We start from the raw sequence: 22,064 nt of genomic DNA, 5'->3' as shown, positions 1-22,064 counted from the left end.
CGCGGGAGGTTTTCCTTTGAAAGCCTCCCGTTTTTCTTGCCACTGCTGCCCCTCCGGGCGTAGGGTCCCCGTTATGTCTGTGGTTATTTTCGCAATTGTCCCGATTTTCGGATTGATCCTGTTTGGATGGATTCTGTATCGTCTGGATTTCCCCGGTCAGGGGTTCTGGCCGGTTTCAGAACGATTGACCTATTACATCCTTCTCCCTGCGCTGTTGGTTCAGGGGTTGTCCGGACGGACGTTTCAGGCGGACGGTCTGCCGTTGGCCGGAGCCGTTTTTCTGGCTGTCCTGTCCTCGGCTTTATTGGCGCGAATCGTCTGGCCGTTGCTGAAACTGGATGGCCCGGCCTATACGTCATTATTCCAGGGGGCATTCAGACCCAACTCTTATGTTGGGTTGTCCATTGCCGCGAGCTTGCTCGGGCCGGATTGGATGACGCTATCCGCTGTGGCCTTGCTGACCATGATCCCGATCATTAATGTCTTGTGCGTGTTGACATTGTCCCGGCATGGAACGCCCGTGGGACCGAATGAGGGCGTGGCGGTCAAGCTGGCAAAAAATCCATTGATTCTGGCGTGTGTGGTGGGGTTGACCCTGAATGTATTGCACGTGCCGTTGCCCGCCATGCTTAGTGATTTTCTGGATATCCTTGGTCGGGCGGCCTTGCCCATGGGATTGCTGGCCGTGGGGGCGGGGTTGCGTCTGGAAAAGGTGGTTGGCGGCAAGCGGTCTTTGATTGCTTCGTCCCTGATTCATCTGGTGCTTTTCCCGCTCATGGCAGCAGGGTACTGTACTCTGTTCGGCGGCAGTGCCAATGCCACGCTGACGGCTGTGATTTATACCGCGATTCCGGTGTCAGTGTCTTCGTTCATTCTGGCCCGTCAAATGGGGGGAGATCACCGTTTGATGTCGCAGATCATCACCTTCCAAACCCTGCTTTCCGCCATATCGTTGCCGGTGATACTCGGGCTGTTGAGATAGTTGGGAAAACCCCTTGATTCCGTGGGAGAATTGAGCGAATATGCCGATCATTTGTGCAGACGGTCTACAAGGAGATCATAATGGCGAAAGATTTCAGAGAATATCTTGTTGAGGTTTCCCGACATGAGCTTTTTGGGCGCGTGTTCAAAGAATTGGCCATTGGCAGTAAAGTGCTGATTTCGTTTCAGGCGAGCAATGCTCACGGGTGTACCCCGGAGGAAACGCTGGATGACGTATACGCGTATACTCAGTGGGAAGTGTCCTTGCGGGCGACCAAGCCGGCTATCGACGTTCCCAGGGCCGGGGCGTGGGATTTCCTCAAACATAATTATTGGGCCAAACCGTTTGACAAACCCGATTTTCAACGGGCCATGACAGCGGTGAATATCCCGACATCCCATTGTCAGCAGATTTTGGAAGATGTGATCGAGTATGCGCTCTTGAAGAAACAACTTGAATCCGAAGATGATATTCGCTTGATCGAAGCGGATGAAGAGGTCAAGAAATACACCAAGAACGCGCAGACCGGATGTAGCGGGTGCGGTGGCCAAAAGACCATCAAAACCAAACCCGAATAACCCCTCTTTTTTTTTGAATATGACCGGTCCGTTTCACCATAAACGGGCCTTTTCTTTTTCCTTTTCCCTTTTTCCCAATTCCTTTTCACCGCTCGACAGCCCTTTGCACTCCCGGCCCCCCGAGCGAAGCGAGCGATACAAAGTTTAGAGAGTCCAGAGAACCTTTTCAAAGGTTCTTTGGTCGTCGAAGACGCCCCCCGGCGAGGGACCGCCGAAGGCGGAAAACGCCCCCCGGCGAGGGGCCGCCGAAGGCGGAAAGTCTCCCTCGCAGGCTACAAAATTTATCCGAAAATGGCAGTGAGAACGACGATGTAGACGAGACCGGGCAAGAGATTGGCCATGCGGATTTCGGTCAGTTCCAAGAGATTGATACCGATGCCAATGATGAGCAAACCGCCACATCCGGTGATTTGGGCGATCATCATATCTGAAAAGTATTGCTGAAAAAAGTTGGCTCCCAGCGTCAGCGTGGCTTCATAGAGAAGGACGGGGATGAACGAGAAGAGCACGCCACTGCCATAGGAAGCGGCAAAGGCGATGGAAGCGAATCCGTCGAGGATGGATTTGGTGAATAGGACCGTTGTATCGCCGCGAATTCCTTCTTCCAGTGGCCCGATGATGGCCATGGCTCCGATGCAGTAGACGAGCGAGGCAGTGATGAGTCCTTCGGTGAACCGGGCATTTTTAGATCGAATGAGTTTTTTGAAACGGTTGCCGAGGCGTTCGAACAGAGTGTCGAGCCGCAACAGTTCTCCGGTGATCCCGCCAAGGAGAATGGCGAAGACAACGAGAATGGTATTTTCGGTTTTGAGGGCCATCTGGATACCGATGAGAAGGACACTGAGTCCAAGCCCTTGAAAGACGATGGTCCGAATACGTTCGGGGAAGCGGGATTGAAGCCAGCAACCCAGAACCGAGCCGCCGATGATGGCGAGGGCATTGACGATGGAACCGAGAGGAAGCACAGAAGTCTCCTGAAACGTTTGGTGTGAGAAAAAGGGTGTTTACACCCGGCCAGAGGCCCTGCCATGACGATTGATACGGATTGTATCCGTCCTTTCGGCCTTGTACGACAGGAATCCGGTGCTTGTATATGAAATAATACGCGATGCGAATCACTGTGGGAATGGTGCTTCTCCAGAGAACTGTTGCGTTTTGAAACGGGATTTTTCTCGATATTTTAGAAAAAGACCAAAAAAAATGAACAGAATGACACAAGATGATTGACAGCGAACCGTCCCTGCCCTATGAAATACGTCTCCCGTGCCAGGGTGGCGGAATTGGTAGACGCAGCGGATTCAAAATCCGCCGGCGGTAACGCTGTGGGGGTTCGAGTCCCCCCCTTGGTACCAGAATAAAATTAGCGGCTTACGATATTAATCGTAAGCCGCTTTTTGGAATAAAGCTGTCTTGTTCTTGTTTTTGCCCCACAATTGCCCCACAAAATGAAAGCATAGAGTTGCTATAAGGGCTGCCTTAGAAATGGGGGGGGCGTCTGTAAGACTACCATGGCTAAATCACAGTTAACGATTAAACTCGTAAGCGCTGTTTCTTTGATCAAAAGTATCGTTTACAGAACCTCTTAGGTTACTGTATCTACCATTCATGGTTTAATACGATAGCCAACTTAGCAAGAAGCCTCTCGTCTACTTATCAAATCCGTTCTTGCCAAGAATGGTGGTGCTTACGAACAGCTAATATCAAGACTGGCAACGATTGGTATCAAATAGACCGTTCAGGGCAAAAAGATAAGTTTCACCAGAGCGTTTTTAGCTTTGTGTGGGTTTTGCAATGCTGTCATGCTTTAAGTGTAAAAAGTATAAGGTTGGACCATGTCGCTGGTTGAGATACGAAACGATCATAACAGTTAATAAATATTGAGAATAAAATGGCAACAGATATTAACGAATGGGAATTTACCTCTGATGTTTCAAGCTGGATCAATGACGCAATCAGCTATAACCCCGCGTTACCTTTCTCAGAAGCGAACTGTGAGCAATACGTCGAAAATTCGAGGAAACGGCGCGATCTTACCCTTTATGGAAAAGATAAGAAAATAGTTCTTACTGGAGAGGTTAAGCTTCCATATCGAAAGGATGGAGGTAGTCCATATAATACGGCTGTTGTAAAAGATGCTAGACATAAAGCCCAAAAGGCTAATGCTGAATATTTTTTTACGTGGAATGTAAACGAGTTTGTTTTATGGAAACTCTCAACTGATAGCTCTAAAGCTAGCGAGAGTGGTTATCTCAGACGGCATGTTGCATCTATTACTAAACCAAGCCACTTAAGACATCAGCCTGTTGTTGATTCAATTAAAAAGTGGCTCGCGTCTTTTCTAAATGAATTTGCAGACATTATTTCTGGGGCAGTGGATATAGGATCGAAGGATCTCGATGAGCAGTTTATTGATATCCTTGAGTCTGCACTCAGTACTCCCATTTTATTTTCAATTGAGGAGCTTAATAAGCAATACAAGGAGACTAAATTTGAACATGAATTGAATAATTGGATGCGTGATGACCAAGGATGGGTGATCAGAGATGATACAATTGGCATATATGAAAATTTGGAAAGAGCATCAAAATTTGCCTGCTATTCATTGCTGAATAAACTAGTATTCCACGAGGCTCTGCTGAAACGCTACGGGAACAGCATTGAAAAAATTGTTGTACCAGATCACATCACTAAAGGTGAAGATTTGAGACTTCATCTTGAAGGATGTTTTGAAGAGGCCAAAAGAGTCACAAAAGACTATGAAACCGTATTTGGTATTTCTCATGTCTCTATTGGTAATAGAATTCCATTCTACTCTGATTATTCCGTTCAATATTGGAAGGAGTTGATTGATCAAATTCATGAGTTTGATTTTTCTAAGCTCGACTATGATGTTATTGGTAGTATTTTTGAACGATTAATAAGCCCAGAAGAACGTCACAAATACGGGCAATTTTATACTCGTGTAGAGGTTGTCGATCTCATTAATAGTTTTTCGATATTTTCAGGAGAGGAAAAAGTATTGGATCCTGCGTGTGGTGGTGGAACTTTTCTTGTCCGGGCTTACACTCGAAAAAGGGAGATACACCCCGGCAGAAAGCACAAAGATCTACTGAGTGAAGTGTATGGGTTAGACATATCAAACTATGCAGCCCATTTAACAACTATCAACTTGGCGACAAGAGACCTAATTGATGATGAAAATTATCCAAGGGTCGCATGCAGTAACTTTTTTGATGTGCGGCTGAACAATCGTTTTATGTCCTTACCTCAGCACATAAAGACAAAAGGGCTTGGGGAAATTCAAAAAGTTGATTTGGAAATGCCAGAGTTTGATGCCATTGTAGGTAATCCTCCTTACATAAGACAAGAGTTGATTCCCAAAACAAGTAAAAAAAGAAAAACACCATCAAAAGGCACGAAGGAATTCTATCGAGACCTTGTCAAATTGGAAGCAGGGGCTGAGCTGGGAGCAAGGAGCGATATACATTGCTATTTTTGGCCACACGCGGCTTCATTTTTAAAAGATGATGGCGTCCTAGCTTTTTTAACATCAAGTCAGTGGTTAGATACTGACTATGGTTTTAAGTTGCAAAAGTGGTTGCTAGAGAATTTTGAAATATTGGCTGTTTTTGAAAGTGTTGATGAACCCTGGTTCGTCGGGGCTAGGGTTACCACAGCCATCACTATACTACGCAAACAATCATCACAATCGGCACGAATGTCAAACGCTGTGCGTTTCGTTCAGCTCAGAGTGCCAATTAAGAGTATTCTCCAGCATGATGGAACTATGGCTGGAGCAGTTAATGTCGTTGACTCTTTCAGAGATGAAATTCTTAAACTTTCTCAAAATACAATAACCTCGGAGTATAGAGTCCGATTGATTTCGCAAAGTCAACTTTGGAAAGAAGGTGTAAGCATTGGGCAAGTGCTCAAAAGGTCGAACCGCGATGGAGATAGTGATAATTACCTCGGTGGGAAGTGGGGAGTTTTTCTAAGGGCTCCAGATTTGTGGTTTAACTTAGTAGATGCATACAAGGATCTCTTTGTCCCATTTGGAAATACTGCGAAAATTCGCTTCGGGGTTAAGTCCGGGAAAGACGTATTTTTCTACCCAAAAGATTGTAGCGTAAAATGTTTGGATGAGTATGAAGATGCTCTCGAATTTTACAAGATTTATGGAGTCAATAGAGACTCTGTGGAAGCCGGGGAGATAAAACTCGTCCTCTGTGGAGAGCAACGGGGCGAGATTCGACCCATTGAATCTGAATATCTTGAGCCGGAAGTCCACAGCCTTATGGAGGTGGGAGAATTTACCGTCCAGCCCGGAGATTGTGGCCGTTTAATTCTGTTAGTTAAAGACAGCAAAAAGAAACTGAAAGGAACTCACGTTCTTGATTATATTGAGTGGGGAGAAGCTCAGAATTATCACAAAGGAGCCACATGCGCTTCAAGGGTGACTGAGGAACGGGAGTGGTACGATCTCACTGGTCACAGAAGAGGTGTTGTCTTTTGGCCGAAATCACAGCAATACAAACATGTAGCACCATTTAATGAGCATCATTTGCAGTGTAATTGCAATCTATACGACGTCCACATATCAAGTAAAATCGACGCAAATCTTGTAGCTGGAGTCCTTAACTCAACCATTGTAACACTGTCTAAACATCAATTCGGGCGGCCTGTTGGAGTTGAGGGTAACTTAAAAACAGAAGTAATTGATGTAAATATGATGTTGGTGCCTGATTATTCAAAGGCATCCAAGTCATCAGCGAAACGTATCGGCAACGCATTCTCAAAAATGAAAAATCGTAAGGCAATGAACTTTTTGTCGGAAAAACGTCTTAGGAGGATGGCATATCTAGCAAAAGGAAAGGATGCCGAACTTGAGCTGCTGTCCGATGAATGTGAGCTCGATATGGCAGACAGGAGAGAGCTTGATGATGCTGTCCTTGAGATGCTTGGTGAAAAATCGAAGGAAAGGCGGGAAACCTTACTCTCTGAGATTTATGAGTATGTTGGGCAACATTATGAGCAAACACGCCAGATGGAAGAAAAAGCCATAGCGAATAAGAAAACAGCTAAGCGGTGCACTCCTGCTACTTCGCTAGAGATCGGAACGCAGATATTTGAAGAAATTGTAAAAAATCATAGCAGATTACTTCAAAAGTATGATCCAGATTTCTTGGATAGAAAGAAACCATTTGATACTTATGAGTTACCTACAGCAGGTTTGGCTAACCCTCATAAAAGTCTACTTGTTGATCATGGCGTAGAGTTTGTTAAGGGGAAAAAGGTGCTTAAGGTTGTTGAACTGAAAGAATCTAGCCAAGTTCCACTTGTGATCTTAATTGCGAGTGCTGGCACTAGAGGTTTAATCAGAGTTCCTCATCACAAAGAGGACTGTAAGCTACTGCATAAGAGGTATCAGCAATTTGTGGCGAGAAGAGATGAAACCATCCAAGCATTGGTAGAAGCTAGGACTAGAGATGAGGATATGCAGGACAAAGCCTTTGACGAAATACGACAACAAATAGTGAATTGGCAGCCCTAAGAAGTCGTAGCTGTATAAAAAAAATATGGCAATTTAATAATAGTAGGTGTTGAGATTTATAGCGCCCTTGCAACGGGGAGTTCTGATGCGGAGAGTCGGCTATGATACTCAAGTTGTTTATGGTGACGAATAGGCAACCCAGTTTGCTTGAAAGAAAGTCAATGAGTTCTGGGGCTAGTCGTCTTCGGGCAATGTAATTGTCCATATCCGTTTTAACGGGAGCTCTGCTTGTAAATCTTCATCGAGTTTGTCGTAGTTCGCTAGCAGCTGTTCAATAAGATCTTTTTGTGACCAAAGCCTAACTCGGAAAAAGCTGGCAGCAAGCTCTTTGGGAACTGTTGATTTGAAGCCACTCCAGGAAACGAATAGTCCTTCATTTGCTCCAAATTTTGTTACGGCCCCAAGCAGCTTGTCAACAGTGGGACGGTCTATCGGCGTACTTTCAGATTTTACTTCAATGCAAAGACGTGGCTCTCCAAAACCAAGCGGGCCAGCTCCTGCGAGAATGTCTGCTCCTCCGTCAGCTCCTTCTGGGCTGCGATACGTTGTGTATCCTTGAGCCTTTAGAATAGCTTCCACTAAACGAGTCAAGCTGTGCCCTTTAAACTTGGCTTCAATTATTTTAGCAATTTGATCTCTGGCTAATTCTTCAAGGTTGATCGATTCGCTTGAACCATTTGTATATGGTTCCATAGAAGAAGAAATGACATCCGCTTTTTTCTCAGCTTTCCAGTCATTTTGGCGCATTGCTTCAATGCGTTTCTCGGCATTGTTTCGCTGGACACGGCAGATCGTTAAGAAGGCACCGAATGTATACAAGAGGTCTTGTCCAAAATGAGATCGAGGAATAGCTTCGCCAACCCATTTGACCGAACGCCAGTGATAGTAAGGGTTAGGTCCTTCTGGTTCAAATTGGTAGGGGCCAGTAATTTCGCCAAAGTAAATAACAGACTGGCTCTTTAGTGGAACGACAACAAGGTCACCAATTGCCATTTCATGGGCGAAAGGCCATATCTGGCTTACCCAGTTGTGAAGACGTTTAGGCTTTGAATCGGGATGCATCGAATCTAAAAGCGAAAAGAGAGATTCTTTGTCGGCAAGCTTTTCAATATTTTTATCCAAATCTTCCCAAGTGACATATATACGTTCATCTTGAATAAATTTTTGTTCAAATTCTCCATGCGAGCCTGCGCGAACTAACCAAACAGCCATGATCCCTCCGACATTCTAATCAACATATTAAGAAAACACATGTTTCAGCTGGAAGCTATCTGAAAATACTACGGGTATCAATAATTAGATATCCTATTTGCATTGATCTTGGGTGTCAGCGTTGTATAGCTGTAAAAGTCTCAATGACAATTTGAGCTTGGTCATATGTTTGTCCTTTTTTAAAACTCCAAAGGCTAGATAAAACAAGAAGTTTTATATTTGAAATGCGCACAAAGTCGTGATAGTGGGAGAGCTAATAACTGAACAAGCAACTGCTCAAAACATTCCACCAAAGGAAGCTTTGATGTCGCAATACGAGAACAAGACCTGGAGTGCGAAAGATGCCGTGGAGTCGGCACTTCAGAAAACAACCGACCGTTTTGATACTAAAAGCTCCGTCACTGGGATTCAAACACACTTTTATGACTTAGATTGCATAACTGCTGGATTGCAAGAAAGCCAACTCACAGTCATAGCAGGGCGCCCGTCAATGGGAGTGACTAGCTTCGCTCTTAATCTTGGCACACGGGCCGCTATTAAATCTGACACTCCAGTGCTTATATTCTCTCCAGGAGAAACGGTAGAAAATATATTAACTCGGATGATTTCATTTCAATGTAAAATTGTAAATACCAATTTGAAAACTGGCAATCTTGAAGACCTGGAATGGTTAAGAATTTCTGAAGGAGCAGACTTGCTCGCCGATGCCCCCATTCAAATTCATGACGAGCCGTCAATTACGGGTGCCAAAATTGTTGAGGTTACTCATGAGCACGTTAAGACATATGGAGCTGGCCTTATTTTAATTGATTACTTGCAACTCTTACAGCCCACAAATCCAAGGCCACCAAGAGATCAAGAAATTGCAGATATGACTCGTATGTTTAAAGTCCTTGCCCGAGAAACCAAAACACATGTGATTTTACTTTCTCAGCTTAACAGGAAAGTTGAGGAAAGAACTGATAAACGTCCCATGCTTCCTGATCTTCGAGATTCTGGTGCCATCGAAGATGACGCCGACAACATTATTTTTTTATACCGCGACAGTGCATACAACAAATCTGAAGACAACCCTCTCAAAAATCATGCTGAAATCATTATAGCCAAACAGCATTGTGGCCCGACCGGCAGATGTGAATTGTTCTTTATTAAGGAATACGGGCTATTCGAAAACATGGGCGCAACGACTTCCCTCAGTGAGCTACTCGATGGGATCACTGAATAAGTGTAGGAGAAACTCATGAAGGCACTCCCAACGCGAAAAATCACAGGCGATGAAGAACTTGTCGAATTTGAGAACCTTCCCAATCATCAAGCTTGCCTGTTGGCTTTCATGATTAAATTGGGTTGGCAAATCGTAACCGATGGATCTGATTCGAATGAATTTGGTGAGTTGTATTTTAGGATACGAGGGTTAGAAAAATACCCTGGAACATGGCGGGTCTGTATTCGAGAACATTCATTAGGCGACTTGCTTCCACACCATTTTAGTTCACCCATCGAGTGCAAGATTAATGGTGCTGGTACTTCTACTTATAATTCCCTAGATGATTTTCTTATAAAGGCTTTTCATTCTCACCTGCTGGAGCAAGCGGCCAAGCAGGTCTTGTGGGAAAAGAATGTAGTCGCGGCAGCTTTGGAGGATATTGGTTACTGTGCCCCTGCATACAAGAGAAATGAGAATTTAATCGATAAATCAATATCATACTCCAGGCTGTTCTTGCGTGATGCTGTCCACGTCACCAGCGGCTTTTACTCTTTTGATCAATCTTGTCAGGTTGGATACTACTCTCAAGATGATAGTTTAATATACTATAAGGGAAATGTAGAGAGCGTCACCATTCGCCAATTGATTCTTGAGCGTCTGTTGGATAATCCAGCGCCAACCCAAGGCCAACATGAAGCGTGGTTAAGAACGATTGTTTCATTGGTTGGTGAAGATTTTGATTTGGAAACATTGCCTGAGTCATATTTGGATATTAACCAACGTTCATATCTCAATATTGAGTACTCCAAAGTATTCTCAGATCGTTTAGAAGAAGCTCTTAAACACCTGCCCGATGCTCCGACTATGGTAAAAAATGAAAAAGAAATGGCTTGGACCTTTTGTCATGTTGCCCAGCGTTCTGAGAGGATCAATTCTGCAAATATAAATGCATACGTGATGATTCACAACAAAAGAGGGAGCAAGAAAGTATACGGATTTGTGAGTGGGAAAGAACCTAATGGGCTACCTGCTCCAGAGATTATCGCACATCATGCTCAATTTGAAGATTTCCAACTCGATAGTAATTCTGACAATTATGAATTCATTTGCCTTGGACTTGCTAAAGACTTGCCGAACATAGATTAAATAGGGCTTCGATTGGACATATTTAGAGCAAGGCGACACGCGTTGGTGAATGGAACTACCTGTCACGAAATAAGTAATACTTTTTCGTGCTAAATTTTGAGTAGAAAGTGAGGCACGTTTTGGGAGAACAAAAACAATCTTAATCAATTGTTCATCTATTTGCCTTGGTGGTTAACACTAGATTTCTATCAGGCCTTAAAAAGAATGACGCGGTCCGCCTGCTGGCGAAACCGCGTCATAACGTTTATAGATAAAGCAAATCCACAGAATAAATTCAGGAACACTTTCTTCACTCAAAATGTGTACTGCCAACGGCGATGACTTTTTTTATTTTCCTTACAAAAACTTAGATTCAACTGTCCAACCTTCATCATACCTTTTCAACATAGCTTCAGTCGTATAGGGCTTTCTCAGTTGAAACACCCTAGAAAGGAATTTCGGATCAGATTTCGCAAGGCCCAAAAGCTCTTCGTAATACGGAGCAATTGGTACTTCGGCAATGGTGAACTTAACCTTTGCTGTTCCCGCCTTTTCATCATTAAGAACGGAATCAATTATTTGCACTTCTTCACGAGTGATCCAACAATCAACAATACAAAATACTGTGCGCTGTAGCTTGTGTTTTCCCCTCATTGCTTTTTCCATGATTTCAAGCGCCGTAGCTTTCGTAAGAGTAAGATCATCCCGAATTATGATTTTATCGAACACACCAGCAAGCTCAGACTTTGGCAAATAGATCTTTTCAAACAATGGTTCTTTACTTAAAACATTCCAAAGTTCTTCCTTCTTTTTGAATTCAAAATTTCCCTCAGCAATCATTTTTTGGAAATACTCAAAACCGGCTGAGCCTTTCTCAAAAGTAATACTCCTAAAACGCTTAGACTGCTTAGCGATAAGGTCCTTTTCAAGAACCTCTTTTGCTGTTTCTTTGGAGAGTTTGTCGCTGCACCCCACGAGGCAAAGAACCAAAAGTGCCTGAACCAATATTAATACTTTCTTAGGCATATATCCCCCTTTGTTTATAGAATCTAAGTTCTCCGGGGCATACTAAGAGACCGCAATGGATGCAAGTCGTTATTTTATAAAAGCTTGCCTGTTTCCCAAACTCATTTCGCGAACTTTCTTTATTTCATTAAGCCGCGGACGAAGCTGTTTGTGGATGGCTTTCTTCACCTCAACAGGAATGTTTTGTTGCTTCAAATCTTTTCTCAAAAACCGTTCCAGTTTCTTTTGTAAAAACATGCTCTTTTCATCAAAATTTGAAGCCACGTCCTTTTGTCCCTTCTTCCCCTGAAAGTAATAGTTTGTCTTAAACTGCTCGGCGTTCTTTTTCCATTTTTTGAACTGAACTTCATAAAAATTGACGGTTGCTTGTATCTCAATTTTCACATTAACTCCCTTCTTCTCGATGCCGCGCCGGAATTTGCGAAGCCGGTTGAAAGCTTCCAACCTTTCTTCTTTGTTCAAAGAGCTGTCGTCTTTGACCTGGGCACGTAATGTATCCAGCACCTTGGCTTGTTGTTGGCGATGCTGGATGGCATTGATTCGTGGATTCTTTCGAGTGAGCGCTCTTTCGAACTGACGTTGTTCTTTGTCCATTTTGGTCAAGACCTTTTTGACCTTGGCTAATGAATTGGGCTTCGCCCCCTTAGTTTTTGGATTTCGGACCTTGCTGTTTCCTCTGGTGGCAACATGATCTAAGCCTTCCCTAGTTAACTCTGTGGCCAACGACTGCCTCATTTCAAAAATTTGTTTTTTCCCAAGCCGAAGCTTGGGGGCCTGCCTGTCTGTGTTGACGGTGTTCACAATCATATGAACATGCGGATATTTGCCGTCCTGGTGAACTCCGAGTGCATATTTATAGCCAGGTTCCCCGAAATGTTTTTCGGCCACCCTACGGGCAGCTTTCAAAGTTTTGCCGATATTATCTTCATTCAGTTTGGCTGAGGCAGATAAGATTAGATGAACAGCATGACGAGGCTGTTTCTTCACATGTTGTGGTTTGCGTTTAAAATCGTGTTTCCATTCATCGTAAATCTCATCGACTTCCAATTGCCCCCGACGCAAGACTCCATCTTCAGCTTCAAGGTCGACCAACTCCTGATTTTCCTTGCCTTCGGTTCGTCCGATGTAATCCAACATTCTTTTGACTGATGAAGGGGCCGTTGCCCATCCCGCAACTTTAACCACCGCTTGCGGGGTATAACGTTTTGATGAAGGCTTGCCTGAAGTTTTTCTAGCTTTGGCATTGCTGGTCTGCGAAAAGTGGAGGGAACCAGCGCGACTCCGCTTAGCTCGGCCAACGCGAAATTCATCCGAGTCCTTTCTAGAAGTCGAAGCCATGACGCACCTTCTTGAAATCTTCAGCCAACTTTTTAAAAGATGCGCTCAATTCCTTGAGAGTTTCAAGCACCTGCTGGGAAGCCTGCGGGTGACCTGAATTCATTCGGTATGCGATTTGGTTCAAGTTGGAACCAACACCATGAAATTCTTTGCGCCATGCCGTAAACTCTTCAACCAATTCACGGCTCAGTTGAGGTTGATCACTTTGCAAACAAGATTTCACAGCTTCACGGATCAACTCAGACAAGCTGTGGGCCTCAAGTTCCTTTTTTTGTTTCTCAAGTCCTAAAAGCATATTTTCATCAAGACGAACTGTGACTCTATTCGATTTCATAAAAGCCTCCTGGCCGGGACCCTTTAGGGAAGGCCCAAGCGGGTGAAGCTGCCAAAGGCAGCAAGGGGGTTGCCCCCTCTCCTTGTCGACTGACAAGGCAGGATTTGCGCCAGCAAATAGCACTTTGTCTGGCAAAGTGCGTATCCTGCCATAAACAAAATCAATGTTTCATTGGATTCAATTTTGCCGAGTAATGGTATTCAGACACCAGACAAAAGCGTAACTTATTTAGATGATTGAACATATATTAAAAGCCATAAAAAAGCACAATTTGTGTCCCATCCAAAATCGAGTGTATCTCTGTGTCTTTTCATTGTGTCCCAACCTTTTTGACTTGTATCCCTTGCATTAAGACTTGTGTTCTCGTCATTAAGGCCTGTGTCCATAGCTTTTGAATGAGGCTCCGGTCATTAACCGAAGCCTCACCGTTTTAAATGCGAGTTTGAAGCTGGCATTCCGGCTCTAGGGAGATAAGATGCAATGCTTCACGAATTAGACGTCTTTGGTTGTGTTGGTATCTAGGAAGCAATTTTTCCCAATATTGAGTCGCTTTAGGGCTGAGAACCAGACGAGCGCTGATCAAATCATCAACTTCCACATCGTCCTGCTCCGGCCTAATTCCTATAGCCAAATCAAAAAGTCCCATCCCTATGGCATCAAGGTATTTCCGTTGTGCATACTTCCGAGGAACTTTGACATTAATCTTTGTTGTTTTGTCATTCATGATCGATTCCTTTTTTTAAAATCATTTTTTTTGATTTTTATTAAGAACCAGTGAGAGGACGAGGCAAAGCCTCTTATGAAGTCGTAAGGCTATCAGAATGCGTATAGCGCTTCGCTTCGTTACGCGGTTCAAGGCGCGCTTTTGCATACTGTGTTGACCTCCGTTCCCTTCGGTCACTATACGCTTGCAGCGGGCCTTTCCTGGGTTGACGGGGTTCCAAGGGGTGTCCCCAGGTTCTCGACCGAAGGGAGAACGGAACCGGTTTCCGGTTCGACAAGCAAGGGAGGCTTCCGACCGTATAAAGGCCATCAGCCTGACCTCTCAATAGCCTTTTAGCTACAAGCCTCTATTCTTTTTAAATATCTCAACGCATTCATCACTCGAAAGACCTGTTAGGAATAAGGACCAGATTTCTTTTTTGACCTTTTTGCTCAAATACAAACCCTCGATGGCGCAGGAAGCGCTAGCATTACGAAAGACCCGTGCTCGCCTTTTCAGTTCCGATTTATCCAATTTAGTATCTCCGCAGGACATCTTGAACCCTCCTTTTTAACGCTTGAAATTCTTTGGCCACTTTTGGAGTGGGCATTTTTCCCGGTTCCAATTTTTTGAAAAAAGCTTTTTTGTCTGCCACCAGAGTATCAATTTCTTTTTGAGTTATTTTAGGCTCACTTTTGTTATGTCTCGTCTGTTTACTGTTTAAAATCATAGAAGCTCCTATTGTATTAGAGAACAAATTCGCCTTGGTGTTGAGAACACCAAGGCGAACCATTGTTTTTAACGGGGTTTTCTCGGATCTTGTATTCCGAGTTTTGCGTTCAAATAATCAGTGGCACTCTTAAAACCCCCAGAAAGGGCGTCTCGGTTTCCATATACTGCTTTCCCAATCGAAAGTTGTCCTTTTCCAACTGCCGTGCCAGCTGTGAGGCTTGCTGTCATAGCTTGTCCTCCGGCCATGGAAGCCATGCCGGCAATTCCGGCAGTGCTTCCGGCCACAGTGCTAGTCAATCCTGCGGCAATTTCAGGAGTCTTGAGTGTGATAGCAAAGCAAAGGATGCACCAGATAAACAAACCAAGGAAATCGCCGGTAAAATCAATTGTATTGGTGGTGTAGGTCGACATTTTAAACACGGCTTGGCTAATTCCGCTGTAGCAAATAGCAACGACCATTGCCGTGAATATTGCAGTCAATGCAAAGTTGCACAGCATTTTAAGCCATCCCCAAAAAATGCCACGCGTTTTTTTAAAACAGGCAAGAAGCAGGACTATTCCACCAACATAAAAGAGAAGCCACATCATAAAATAGTTTAGGATGAACATAAAAATGAAAGCACAATACATGATCAAGTAGGCGGCGATCAAAAGCAGAATAGCCAACAGAGTAATGAATGCCCAAGCCGGATTAAGCAGGCTCCAGGATGACGGCAAAAGGCCTTTACAACTCTTGATAAATTCCAAAGCCATCATATCAAGACCTGTAAAAAGGTCTGTCATCGTATTAATTTCTTTAAGATAAGCAGCTTGACCTGTAGCCGTAGGATTCTGGCTGCTGACTTTTTCAACAATGCCAAACAAGAATGTCAAAAGATCGGTGAAAAGATCAAATGTTGGCCGGATTACATAATTAAAATATCCAGCCGATTGAAGGACAAGTACATAAACGCTCGAAACCAAAAGACAGGTTATGAAGATGTCTTTTGCATCTTTCCCGTCCTTCTCTCCATACAGATACTGAAACCCTGTGTACACGAGATACAAGACAAAGACGGAATGAAAAAAGATGCCGAAGCTGTCCATCATACTTTGGTACATTTCAAGATAGAATCGGCTTAAACTTATAGTGAGAGAATTGTATATTGAAGCTGAGACAGTCATTATTAAAATCCTCCTGTTGCTTTGTTTATGACGTCCAGAATGGAATCATCCTCGTCAATATCAAGGGCTTCCTGCTGTAGTTCTTCAAGTCGTTTATGGCCCTGGTTTGGTTCCTCAAATAAAGGATCATAAATTCCCCATGAGGGAAGAGTTTTATGCTTTTCATATTTAAATTCATCAGAATCAGAACTGCAACCGACCAAAAGCAATGCCAACATCAGTGCGAGAGTTTTCATTTTAAAGTCCTGTAGCTTTATTGATTATTTCCAAAATGGAATCATTTTCTTCGACTCCGACACTTTCAATGAGCAATTCTTCAAAGCGCCGGTGGTCCTCAAGTCGCTGTGTGACTTCCTTGAGTTTGTCTTGTCTGGCTTTGATGGCCTGTTCGGACACACCATCATATTTGAGAGCGGCCATTGATTGCTGATACTGAGCATCCAAAGCAAGCATGTCCTGAAGGACAAGAAGGATTTCCAATAAGAGCCTGTTATTTAGGTCTGCAGCATCCTTCTCACTGTTGGTGGAATCAATACTTCTGGCGAGTTCTTGAGCCTTTTCAACACGTGCCCCCATGCCTTGAGTTGTCTTTTCCGACTTATCTAAAAGTTCCTTCAAAGCCAGTTGACGAAGATCAAATTGTCGATTCATGAGACTTTTCCATTTGTCAGGATCAATGCTGCGCGGGTCGACAAAAGCATCATCAAGGAGGTCTTCAAAATCTTCGATAGCCTTGTCTGGGTTTGACACGGCATCATAAAATCCTTTGTACTTCTCATAGCGTCCCATCCAGGACGCCTTGGTCTTATCGTAAAAGGTTTTGACGGCCATAAGGTCGTCATAGACGCCCTTGGCGCGGCTGTAATTGGTATGAGCCTTTTCGTAAGTGCTTTCGATGGTGTCAGTGTACTTCTGAACCAATTCAAGCTGTTGCAGAGCCGTTTCCAATTGCTGCACAGTTTTTTCTAAACCCATCGATTCGTACATGTGGGAGACCGCATCAGCTACGGCTATTCCTCCCGCCTTGGATGTAGAAGGGAATATAAGGGGCAGACCGATTAAGAGCAGGGCAAACCATAAAGCGCACTTATTCACTGGGAACCTCCTTTGGTTTTGGTTGCCATTTCCCTTCGGACCCTTTGCGGCCCCATTCAATTTTGGTGATTTCTTCGCCAGACAGGCGATAGGCTTTCTTTTCGTTGACCCACTTGATTCGACTTCTTTCGTGAATCCATCTCCGCCCGACTGCCCTGACGATGGAGACGGGCGTCTCGCTTTGGATTTCGGGTTCAGGGTCTTCCTTGTATTCTACGCCAAGTAGCTCGGCATATTTATTCCACTGGTTGAGCAACCCCCATGTCCTAAGGTCGCGTTGACTTCGAATCCATTTCCAGCGAAGAGCGACTTGGCGAACGGTATAAATGCCATAGTCGTCTTTCCCCCCATCAAGCACCACCAGGCCGTGGTTCTCATCGAAAAAGATAGGGGCATTTTCAACATCCTTCCCGAATCCCCGAAGATCATACTTGAGGCGGTGAGCGAGTTGAGCGACACTTCGTTTTGATTCCAGACGGAAGTATTTGACGTTGAACTGAACAAGACTTCGATCAATTCCTGGAAATACTTGTTCTAGATGGTCCGCAAGCAACTCCCTTGTAACATCGACATCAATCTTACCTTGTATATCGCATTTGATGACTTGTGGTTTTTTATTCACCCTGCGAATTGCTATGGGCAAAACGCCACTATGGACGTGGAAACGGTCACGCATAAGGTTGGTGTCTCCAACCGCATGGATGTTGGCGTATGCAAACAAACCATCCTCAGTCTTAAGGCCAAACAACTTACGCTCAAATTTTTTGAGTTCACAGAGGAGGGCTTTGCGCTCTTTTGAACCTTTAGGAAATTGGGCTTCAATCGCCTCTGGAAAGGTAAAGACAAAGGCCCAAAAACGTTTAATCCCTTGGGCTGTTGCTGCCGCTAATAGTTTGTTGAAGAACCTTCGAGCTGTCCTTTCCTTATCCTTGTCGTTGCAACCGGGGCAGGATGTTTTGCCGCATGAAAAGGATGAAAGGCGTGATCCATTCTCTTTGTACTGTATTTCCCATCCAAAAGACTTTGCACCTCCACAAGTGAGGAAGTTGAATTCGGCAAAAGGGTCATGATGGTTGTTTTCTATCCCTTCGAGCTTCATGGCCGTCTGCCTGAAGAATGATCGCCATAGCCAATATATGGTCGGTATAAATTAGCGTTGTGCTAAGGAGTAGCCTCTGGTAGGCATACAGCCATGAAAGGTCATCCATGGCAGATTCGTATGAAAGAGGCGGGGCTTTCTGCTCGAGAATTGTCCGCTCTTACTGGGAAGCATGAAACCACCATCAGCAGACAATTCACCTCTGGCAAGTTAGAAACATATACTAAAACGGTAATTCTGGCTTGGGAGATGATGGACCATAAGATGAAGAACGCTATTTTGAGCGAAGTGAAAAATTAGTTAAAGCCATCTGAAACAATTATTCTTTGAACTCCCAAAAGTAGATATGGTTTAAACTTTGTTACCAACTATTGTTCGTAGGCGATTGTTATCCCATGCTTGGTTTAGATAGAAGGATCGACACATTGAATTTTAAAGAATCCCAGACAGAACAAAAATTACGTGGTGGTTACTATACACCCGGCGACCTTGCTGACTTTCTTGCTCGATGGGTCGCCAAAAAGGATCCTCAATCTGTTTTGGAACCTAGCTGTGGCGATGGCGTTTTTTTAAATAAGATTGCATCAGCTTGCGACAATCCAGATGTGTTGGGGTTTGAAATTGATAATGATGAAGCATGCAAGGCATACGAATGTGCAACGGCTTCTGGGCTAAAGAATATTAATATTCAAAATAGCGATTTTTTAGGATGGGCTATTGACGCAATTGAAAAGGAAAAGGTTGTGTTTGATGCTGTCCTCGGAAATCCTCCATTTATACGTTATCAGTACCTTCCTTCTCTTTTCCAAGAACGCGCAGAACAGATATTTAAAAAATTAGGGTGCAAATTTACGAAACATACCAATGCTTGGGTTCCATTTGTTTTGGCTTCCTTTGCATTACTTCGGCCCGGCGGTCGTCTTGCGATGGTTGTCCCCACAGAAGTCCTCCATGTAATGCATGCGAGCTCATTGCGAACTTTCCTTGGCAAAGAGGCGCGACAGCTGGTGATCATTGACCCAGAAGAGTTATGGTTTCCCGGTACGCTGCAAGGGGCAGTATTGTTGCTAGCAGAAAAGAAGCGCGGCCCACGTGACAAAGCTAAGGGGCTCGGGATTTATCCTGTTCGCGGACGTGAATTTATAAAGATAGATCCTGATGAGTTATTCAATGCCCCTCGCCATATTAATGGGAAAACGATTGAGGGCAAATGGACCAGGGCGCTTGTGGACCCTTCTACCCTTGAACTTCTTGATGGGTTGCTTGAGGAGAAAGCAATTCGTAGGTTCAACGATATTGCTAAAGTAGATGTCGGGATTGTGACTGGCGCGAATAAGTTTTTTTTAGTCCACGACAAAACCATTCAACAATTCGGTTTGGAACAATGGGCACATCCGATGTTTGGGCGAAGTGATCATTGTCCCGGTGTAATTTATGACAAGGATCAACATCGTGAAAATGCAAAAAATGGCAAGCCCACTAATTTCCTTTGGTTTCAAGATACTAGCGTAGAGAAAAACCCCAAAGGGATGGCATATATACAGCAAGGAGAAACTGATAAACTGCATACCCGCTACAAATGTCGCATTCGCAAACCTTGGTATGAGGTCCCATCTGTTTACTCCACAGAAGTAGGGATGCTGAAACGCTCACATAATGCACCCCGTCTGATACTTAACAAGCTTCAAGCTTATACGACGGATACTGCATACCGGATACGTATTAAAGAAGGTAGCGCGAATCAGCTCGTATTTAATTTTGTGAATTCGTTAACCGCACTAAGTGCCGAACTTGAAGGCCGTTTTTATGGTGGAGGTGTTCTTGAATTAGTCCCCTCTGAGATTGAACGCCTTTTAATACCAACGGCTGCAAATATTCCAGAGGACGTTCAAGGTTTGGATAAAGCCATTAGATCTTTACCGATGGATTTAGTCTTAGAACAGCAGTCGAAGATTATACTTAGCACACTCGGTCTGAGTGCATGCGAACAAGATAATATTTTGAGCGCGTGGAACAAACTTCGAAGCCGACGACAACGCGTGCCTTCTAAATAGATTTAGTCAATTTCAATGACGAATACACCATGATACAGTTCATTACGGTACATGGTGAGGGTTCGTCCTAAAAGATCTTCCCTTGCGATGATCGGCTTTGCACTTCCCCAATGGACTCTAGTCATACTGTTTCTCTGTTCATAAGTACGAGTATCAGTTCGGCTGTCATGTGACAGCCTTAAATCATGGATTCCATAGTTAATATCACGGATTACTAGTTGGAATTGGGCTTCTGCCTGTTCCTTGCCAAGAGTTCCTGAGGTCGTGTCCAGTCTCCAGTCTAGCTCATTGAAGACTTGATCTCGGAAATAATGTCGCTGATCTATGCCCTCCATAGCTCCCTTCTTGAAGAGCATGGAGCCAGTAGGATTAGTGTTGGTTCCGGTCGGAATAGTTAAGTCTCGGCGAACCAATGGACCACTTTCCCACACATTTATTAAATTTGAGCGTCCCGATATTGTTGTACCTCCTGTGGGAGTTACTCCAAGAACGGGAGATGTTGTAACAAGTTGATTTTTAAGATTCATTTTCCCAATGGTGTCTAAATCACGATTGTTAGATGAGCCTGAGATCGTTGGAGGCCGGGTAACGCTTTCGTCAACAACTCGTCCAGAATCGAAAAGTTGTTGTATGGAGGCGTTATCATTGATTTGAAATACGTTTTTGTTGTATTCAGAGATCATACCATCAATTTTACTTTCTAGTTCACTTTTGAGGTCGCGATTTTCGGAGTCATCCATCTTTAATGTAAGGAAAAGGCTTGCTTCGATATTTGAATTAAGACCACCAACCGTTAGGTTCGCACTTCCGATAATTACGCGCATTTCGGTGTTGCTGTAAGAAAAGTATATTTTGGGATGGAAAATAACTGAGCGTGATCCTGTATCCACAGCATAAGTAGTACAACCAATTTCTATGCTTTCTTGCAAGCCTTGTGCGGATGTAATTCCGTTACGTATGCCAGTTAGGATTGTAGCTTGTGCAGCAATGGGTTCAAGATTCTTTCTTATAAGTGAGAGCCCTCTCTTAGTCATGAAGGCGGCGCTAATAATTACCCGCTGCGGGTTGGGGATTTCGAGTACCTGTTTTACCGCTTCCAAATGGTTGTCATGGGTAACAGCCTGAACGAGAAAATTTTTTGACATAATTAACTCCTTTACTTTGGAATTGGGTAATTTAATAAAGAGGTTGGATAAATACCAAGAGCGTCAGCTATTTTGTGTATGTTGATAAGGCTGACGTTGCGTTCTCCTCGTTCAATTCCCCCAATGTAAGTTCTGTCTAGTCCGCATTTTAGTGCTAGGGCTTCTTGCGTTAACCCTTCATCCTTTCGAATAGCTCGCAAGTTTACTCCAAAAAGTTTTTTGATCTGTGATTCTTGTTGCTGTTTCATGCTAAAGAACGTGCTCGCTTAGACGACTATGAGTCCACCGACTATGGGTATCTTTAGTGTTGAGAAATTTTGAGTGGATCAGTGCTAGATTTTGGGATTTCTGAATTTGTTGTACGATATTAGCATGTTGTTTTAAGTAGCTCGGAGAAATTGTGTTGGCGGCTATTAAGGTAAAAAGTAATTGGTAGCTCGATTCGAACGACGTATGCGAGAGACAGAAGTATTGGTGTTTTTTGCAATATTCTGTTTTGCCTCTTCTTTTTTCGTGTTGAAGTTTTTTTGGAAAGAAAGAAATTTTTGAGTTTTGTGAGTAACTATGTGCGTAACTGAATCGAAGCTGAATTCGTTAATGTTTAATAATTAGGATGTTGTGTTCATGATATGCGTTCCCCCATTTACCAGAATAAAATTAGCGGCTTACGATGAAAATCGTAAGCCGCTTTTTGGGTTTCCGAGTTTTGAATGGATTTG

20 protein-coding genes and 1 tRNA gene are annotated in these 22,064 nt (G+C 43.8%); 8 read left to right on the top strand and 13 right to left on the bottom strand.

Annotation, left to right across the window (positions count from 1 at the left end; genetic code table 11):
• Positions 1 to 73 precede the first annotated feature (73 nt).
• Positions 74 to 982, top strand: coding sequence for an AEC family transporter (locus GO013_RS13300; RefSeq protein WP_163811895.1), 909 nt, complete (start codon positions 74 to 76; stop codon positions 980 to 982).
• 80 nt (positions 983 to 1,062) lie between these two features.
• A complete protein-coding gene (locus tag GO013_RS13295) occupies positions 1,063 to 1,560 on the top strand; it encodes a hypothetical protein (protein WP_163811893.1) in 498 nt (165 codons plus the stop codon).
• Positions 1,561 to 1,841: 281 nt separating this feature from the next.
• Here the strand turns inward: GO013_RS13295 and GO013_RS13290 are convergent, their stop codons facing one another.
• Positions 1,842 to 2,525, bottom strand: a complete 684-nt coding sequence (locus GO013_RS13290) for a DUF554 domain-containing protein (RefSeq protein ID WP_163811891.1) — start codon at positions 2,523 to 2,525, stop codon at positions 1,842 to 1,844.
• 300 nt (positions 2,526 to 2,825) lie between these two features.
• Here GO013_RS13290 and GO013_RS13285 point away from each other — a divergent pair.
• Together GO013_RS13285 and GO013_RS13280 are read left to right on the top strand one after the other, a co-directional pair.
• Positions 2,826 to 2,912: transfer RNA gene (locus tag GO013_RS13285), tRNA-Leu, on the top strand.
• Positions 2,913 to 3,448: 536 nt separating this feature from the next.
• Positions 3,449 to 7,111: an N-6 DNA methylase gene (locus tag GO013_RS13280; RefSeq protein ID WP_163811889.1), complete on the top strand. Its 3,663-nt coding sequence runs from the start codon at positions 3,449 to 3,451 to the stop codon at positions 7,109 to 7,111.
• Positions 7,112 to 7,285: 174 nt separating this feature from the next.
• On the opposite strand, the gene GO013_RS13275 is transcribed toward GO013_RS13280, so the two are convergent.
• A complete protein-coding gene (locus GO013_RS13275; protein ID WP_163811887.1) occupies positions 7,286 to 8,323 on the bottom strand; it encodes a restriction endonuclease in 1,038 nt (345 codons plus the stop codon).
• A 304-nt stretch (positions 8,324 to 8,627) separates the two neighbouring features.
• Between GO013_RS13275 and GO013_RS13270 the strand changes: the two genes are divergently transcribed.
• Together GO013_RS13270 and GO013_RS13265 are read left to right on the top strand one after the other, a co-directional pair.
• Positions 8,628 to 9,548 carry a DnaB-like helicase C-terminal domain-containing protein gene (locus GO013_RS13270; RefSeq protein ID WP_163811885.1) on the top strand — a complete coding sequence of 307 codons (921 nt, stop codon included), beginning with the start codon at positions 8,628 to 8,630 and terminating at the stop codon, positions 9,546 to 9,548.
• 15 nt (positions 9,549 to 9,563) lie between these two features.
• Positions 9,564 to 10,676: a hypothetical protein gene (locus GO013_RS13265; RefSeq protein WP_163811883.1), complete on the top strand. Its 1,113-nt coding sequence runs from the start codon at positions 9,564 to 9,566 to the stop codon at positions 10,674 to 10,676.
• A gap of 336 nt (positions 10,677 to 11,012) precedes the next feature.
• Here the strand turns inward: GO013_RS13265 and GO013_RS13260 are convergent, their stop codons facing one another.
• The 9 genes from GO013_RS13260 to GO013_RS13220 all read right to left on the bottom strand — a co-directional run bounded on the left by GO013_RS13260 (position 11,013) and on the right by GO013_RS13220 (position 18,146).
• Positions 11,013 to 11,681, bottom strand: a complete 669-nt coding sequence (locus tag GO013_RS13260; protein WP_163811882.1) for a hypothetical protein — start codon at positions 11,679 to 11,681, stop codon at positions 11,013 to 11,015.
• A gap of 69 nt (positions 11,682 to 11,750) precedes the next feature.
• Entirely contained in the window at positions 11,751 to 13,019 is a 1,269-nt protein-coding gene (locus tag GO013_RS13255; RefSeq protein WP_163811880.1) for a relaxase/mobilization nuclease domain-containing protein, read from the bottom strand.
• Positions 13,003 to 13,353 (bottom strand): plasmid mobilization relaxosome protein MobC, encoded by a 351-nt coding sequence (gene mobC / locus GO013_RS13250; protein ID WP_163811920.1) that lies wholly within the window; start codon positions 13,351 to 13,353, stop codon positions 13,003 to 13,005. The genes GO013_RS13255 and mobC overlap by 17 nt, the downstream gene beginning before the upstream one ends.
• Positions 13,354 to 13,783: 430 nt before the next feature.
• Entirely contained in the window at positions 13,784 to 14,077 is a 294-nt protein-coding gene (locus GO013_RS13245; protein WP_163811878.1) for a hypothetical protein, read from the bottom strand.
• Between the two features lie 514 nt (positions 14,078 to 14,591).
• Complete coding sequence (locus tag GO013_RS13240; RefSeq protein WP_163811876.1) at positions 14,592 to 14,786, bottom strand: hypothetical protein; 195 nt, start codon at positions 14,784 to 14,786, stop codon at positions 14,592 to 14,594.
• Between the two features lie 68 nt (positions 14,787 to 14,854).
• Positions 14,855 to 15,952, bottom strand: coding sequence for a type IV secretion system protein (locus GO013_RS13235; RefSeq protein ID WP_163811874.1), 1,098 nt, complete (start codon positions 15,950 to 15,952; stop codon positions 14,855 to 14,857).
• A 2-nt stretch (positions 15,953 to 15,954) separates the two neighbouring features.
• Positions 15,955 to 16,188, bottom strand: a complete 234-nt coding sequence (locus tag GO013_RS13230) for a hypothetical protein (RefSeq protein WP_163811872.1) — start codon at positions 16,186 to 16,188, stop codon at positions 15,955 to 15,957.
• A gap of 1 nt (position 16,189) precedes the next feature.
• On the bottom strand, positions 16,190 to 17,047 hold the full coding sequence (locus GO013_RS13225) for a hypothetical protein (RefSeq protein WP_163811870.1): 858 nt from the start codon (positions 17,045 to 17,047) through the stop codon (positions 16,190 to 16,192).
• Entirely contained in the window at positions 17,040 to 18,146 is a 1,107-nt protein-coding gene (locus tag GO013_RS13220) for a hypothetical protein (protein WP_163811868.1), read from the bottom strand. Before GO013_RS13220 ends, GO013_RS13225 begins: the two co-directional genes overlap by 8 nt.
• Positions 18,147 to 18,239: 93 nt before the next feature.
• Between GO013_RS13220 and GO013_RS13215 the strand changes: the two genes are divergently transcribed.
• Complete coding sequence (locus GO013_RS13215; protein ID WP_163811866.1) at positions 18,240 to 18,446, top strand: helix-turn-helix domain-containing protein; 207 nt, start codon at positions 18,240 to 18,242, stop codon at positions 18,444 to 18,446.
• 95 nt (positions 18,447 to 18,541) lie between these two features.
• Positions 18,542 to 20,200: an N-6 DNA methylase gene (locus GO013_RS13210; protein WP_203529608.1), complete on the top strand. Its 1,659-nt coding sequence runs from the start codon at positions 18,542 to 18,544 to the stop codon at positions 20,198 to 20,200.
• A gap of 2 nt (positions 20,201 to 20,202) precedes the next feature.
• On the opposite strand, the gene GO013_RS17040 is transcribed toward GO013_RS13210, so the two are convergent.
• A complete protein-coding gene (locus GO013_RS17040) occupies positions 20,203 to 21,345 on the bottom strand; it encodes a phospholipase D family protein (RefSeq protein WP_203529607.1) in 1,143 nt (380 codons plus the stop codon).
• Between the two features lie 11 nt (positions 21,346 to 21,356).
• On the bottom strand, positions 21,357 to 21,593 hold the full coding sequence (locus tag GO013_RS13200; protein ID WP_163811864.1) for a helix-turn-helix transcriptional regulator: 237 nt from the start codon (positions 21,591 to 21,593) through the stop codon (positions 21,357 to 21,359).
• Positions 21,594 to 22,064 lie beyond the last annotated feature (471 nt).

This window comes from Pseudodesulfovibrio sp. JC047, assembly GCF_010468615.1.
Taxonomy (GTDB): Bacteria; Desulfobacterota; Desulfovibrionia; order Desulfovibrionales; family Desulfovibrionaceae; genus Pseudodesulfovibrio.
This window is presented reverse-complemented; position numbering and strand designations above follow the sequence as displayed.

What these genes read in the sequence shown, in the direction of transcription:
- GO013_RS13300 (WP_163811895.1), top strand. Translation starts at nt 74, where the DNA reads ATGTCTGTGGTTATTTTCGCAATTGTCCCGATTTTCGGATTGATCCTG.
- GO013_RS13295 (WP_163811893.1), top strand. Translation starts at nt 1,063, where the DNA reads ATGGCGAAAGATTTCAGAGAATATCTTGTTGAGGTTTCCCGACATGAG.
- GO013_RS13280 (WP_163811889.1), top strand. Translation starts at nt 3,449, where the DNA reads ATGGCAACAGATATTAACGAATGGGAATTTACCTCTGATGTTTCAAGC.
- GO013_RS13275 (WP_163811887.1), bottom strand. Translation starts at nt 8,323, where the DNA reads ATGGCTGTTTGGTTAGTTCGCGCAGGCTCGCATGGAGAATTTGAACAA.
- GO013_RS13270 (WP_163811885.1), top strand. Translation starts at nt 8,628, where the DNA reads ATGTCGCAATACGAGAACAAGACCTGGAGTGCGAAAGATGCCGTGGAG.
- GO013_RS13265 (WP_163811883.1), top strand. Translation starts at nt 9,564, where the DNA reads ATGAAGGCACTCCCAACGCGAAAAATCACAGGCGATGAAGAACTTGTC.
- GO013_RS13260 (WP_163811882.1), bottom strand. Translation starts at nt 11,681, where the DNA reads ATGCCTAAGAAAGTATTAATATTGGTTCAGGCACTTTTGGTTCTTTGC.
- GO013_RS13255 (WP_163811880.1), bottom strand. Translation starts at nt 13,019, where the DNA reads ATGGCTTCGACTTCTAGAAAGGACTCGGATGAATTTCGCGTTGGCCGA.
- mobC (WP_163811920.1), bottom strand. Translation starts at nt 13,353, where the DNA reads ATGAAATCGAATAGAGTCACAGTTCGTCTTGATGAAAATATGCTTTTA.
- GO013_RS13245 (WP_163811878.1), bottom strand. Translation starts at nt 14,077, where the DNA reads ATGAATGACAAAACAACAAAGATTAATGTCAAAGTTCCTCGGAAGTAT.
- GO013_RS13240 (WP_163811876.1), bottom strand. Translation starts at nt 14,786, where the DNA reads ATGATTTTAAACAGTAAACAGACGAGACATAACAAAAGTGAGCCTAAA.
- GO013_RS13235 (WP_163811874.1), bottom strand. Translation starts at nt 15,952, where the DNA reads ATGACTGTCTCAGCTTCAATATACAATTCTCTCACTATAAGTTTAAGC.
- GO013_RS13230 (WP_163811872.1), bottom strand. Translation starts at nt 16,188, where the DNA reads ATGAAAACTCTCGCACTGATGTTGGCATTGCTTTTGGTCGGTTGCAGT.
- GO013_RS13220 (WP_163811868.1), bottom strand. Translation starts at nt 18,146, where the DNA reads ATGAAGCTCGAAGGGATAGAAAACAACCATCATGACCCTTTTGCCGAA.
- GO013_RS13215 (WP_163811866.1), top strand. Translation starts at nt 18,240, where the DNA reads ATGAAAGGTCATCCATGGCAGATTCGTATGAAAGAGGCGGGGCTTTCT.
- GO013_RS13210 (WP_203529608.1), top strand. Translation starts at nt 18,542, where the DNA reads ATGCTTGGTTTAGATAGAAGGATCGACACATTGAATTTTAAAGAATCC.
- GO013_RS17040 (WP_203529607.1), bottom strand. Translation starts at nt 21,345, where the DNA reads ATGTCAAAAAATTTTCTCGTTCAGGCTGTTACCCATGACAACCATTTG.
- GO013_RS13200 (WP_163811864.1), bottom strand. Translation starts at nt 21,593, where the DNA reads ATGAAACAGCAACAAGAATCACAGATCAAAAAACTTTTTGGAGTAAAC.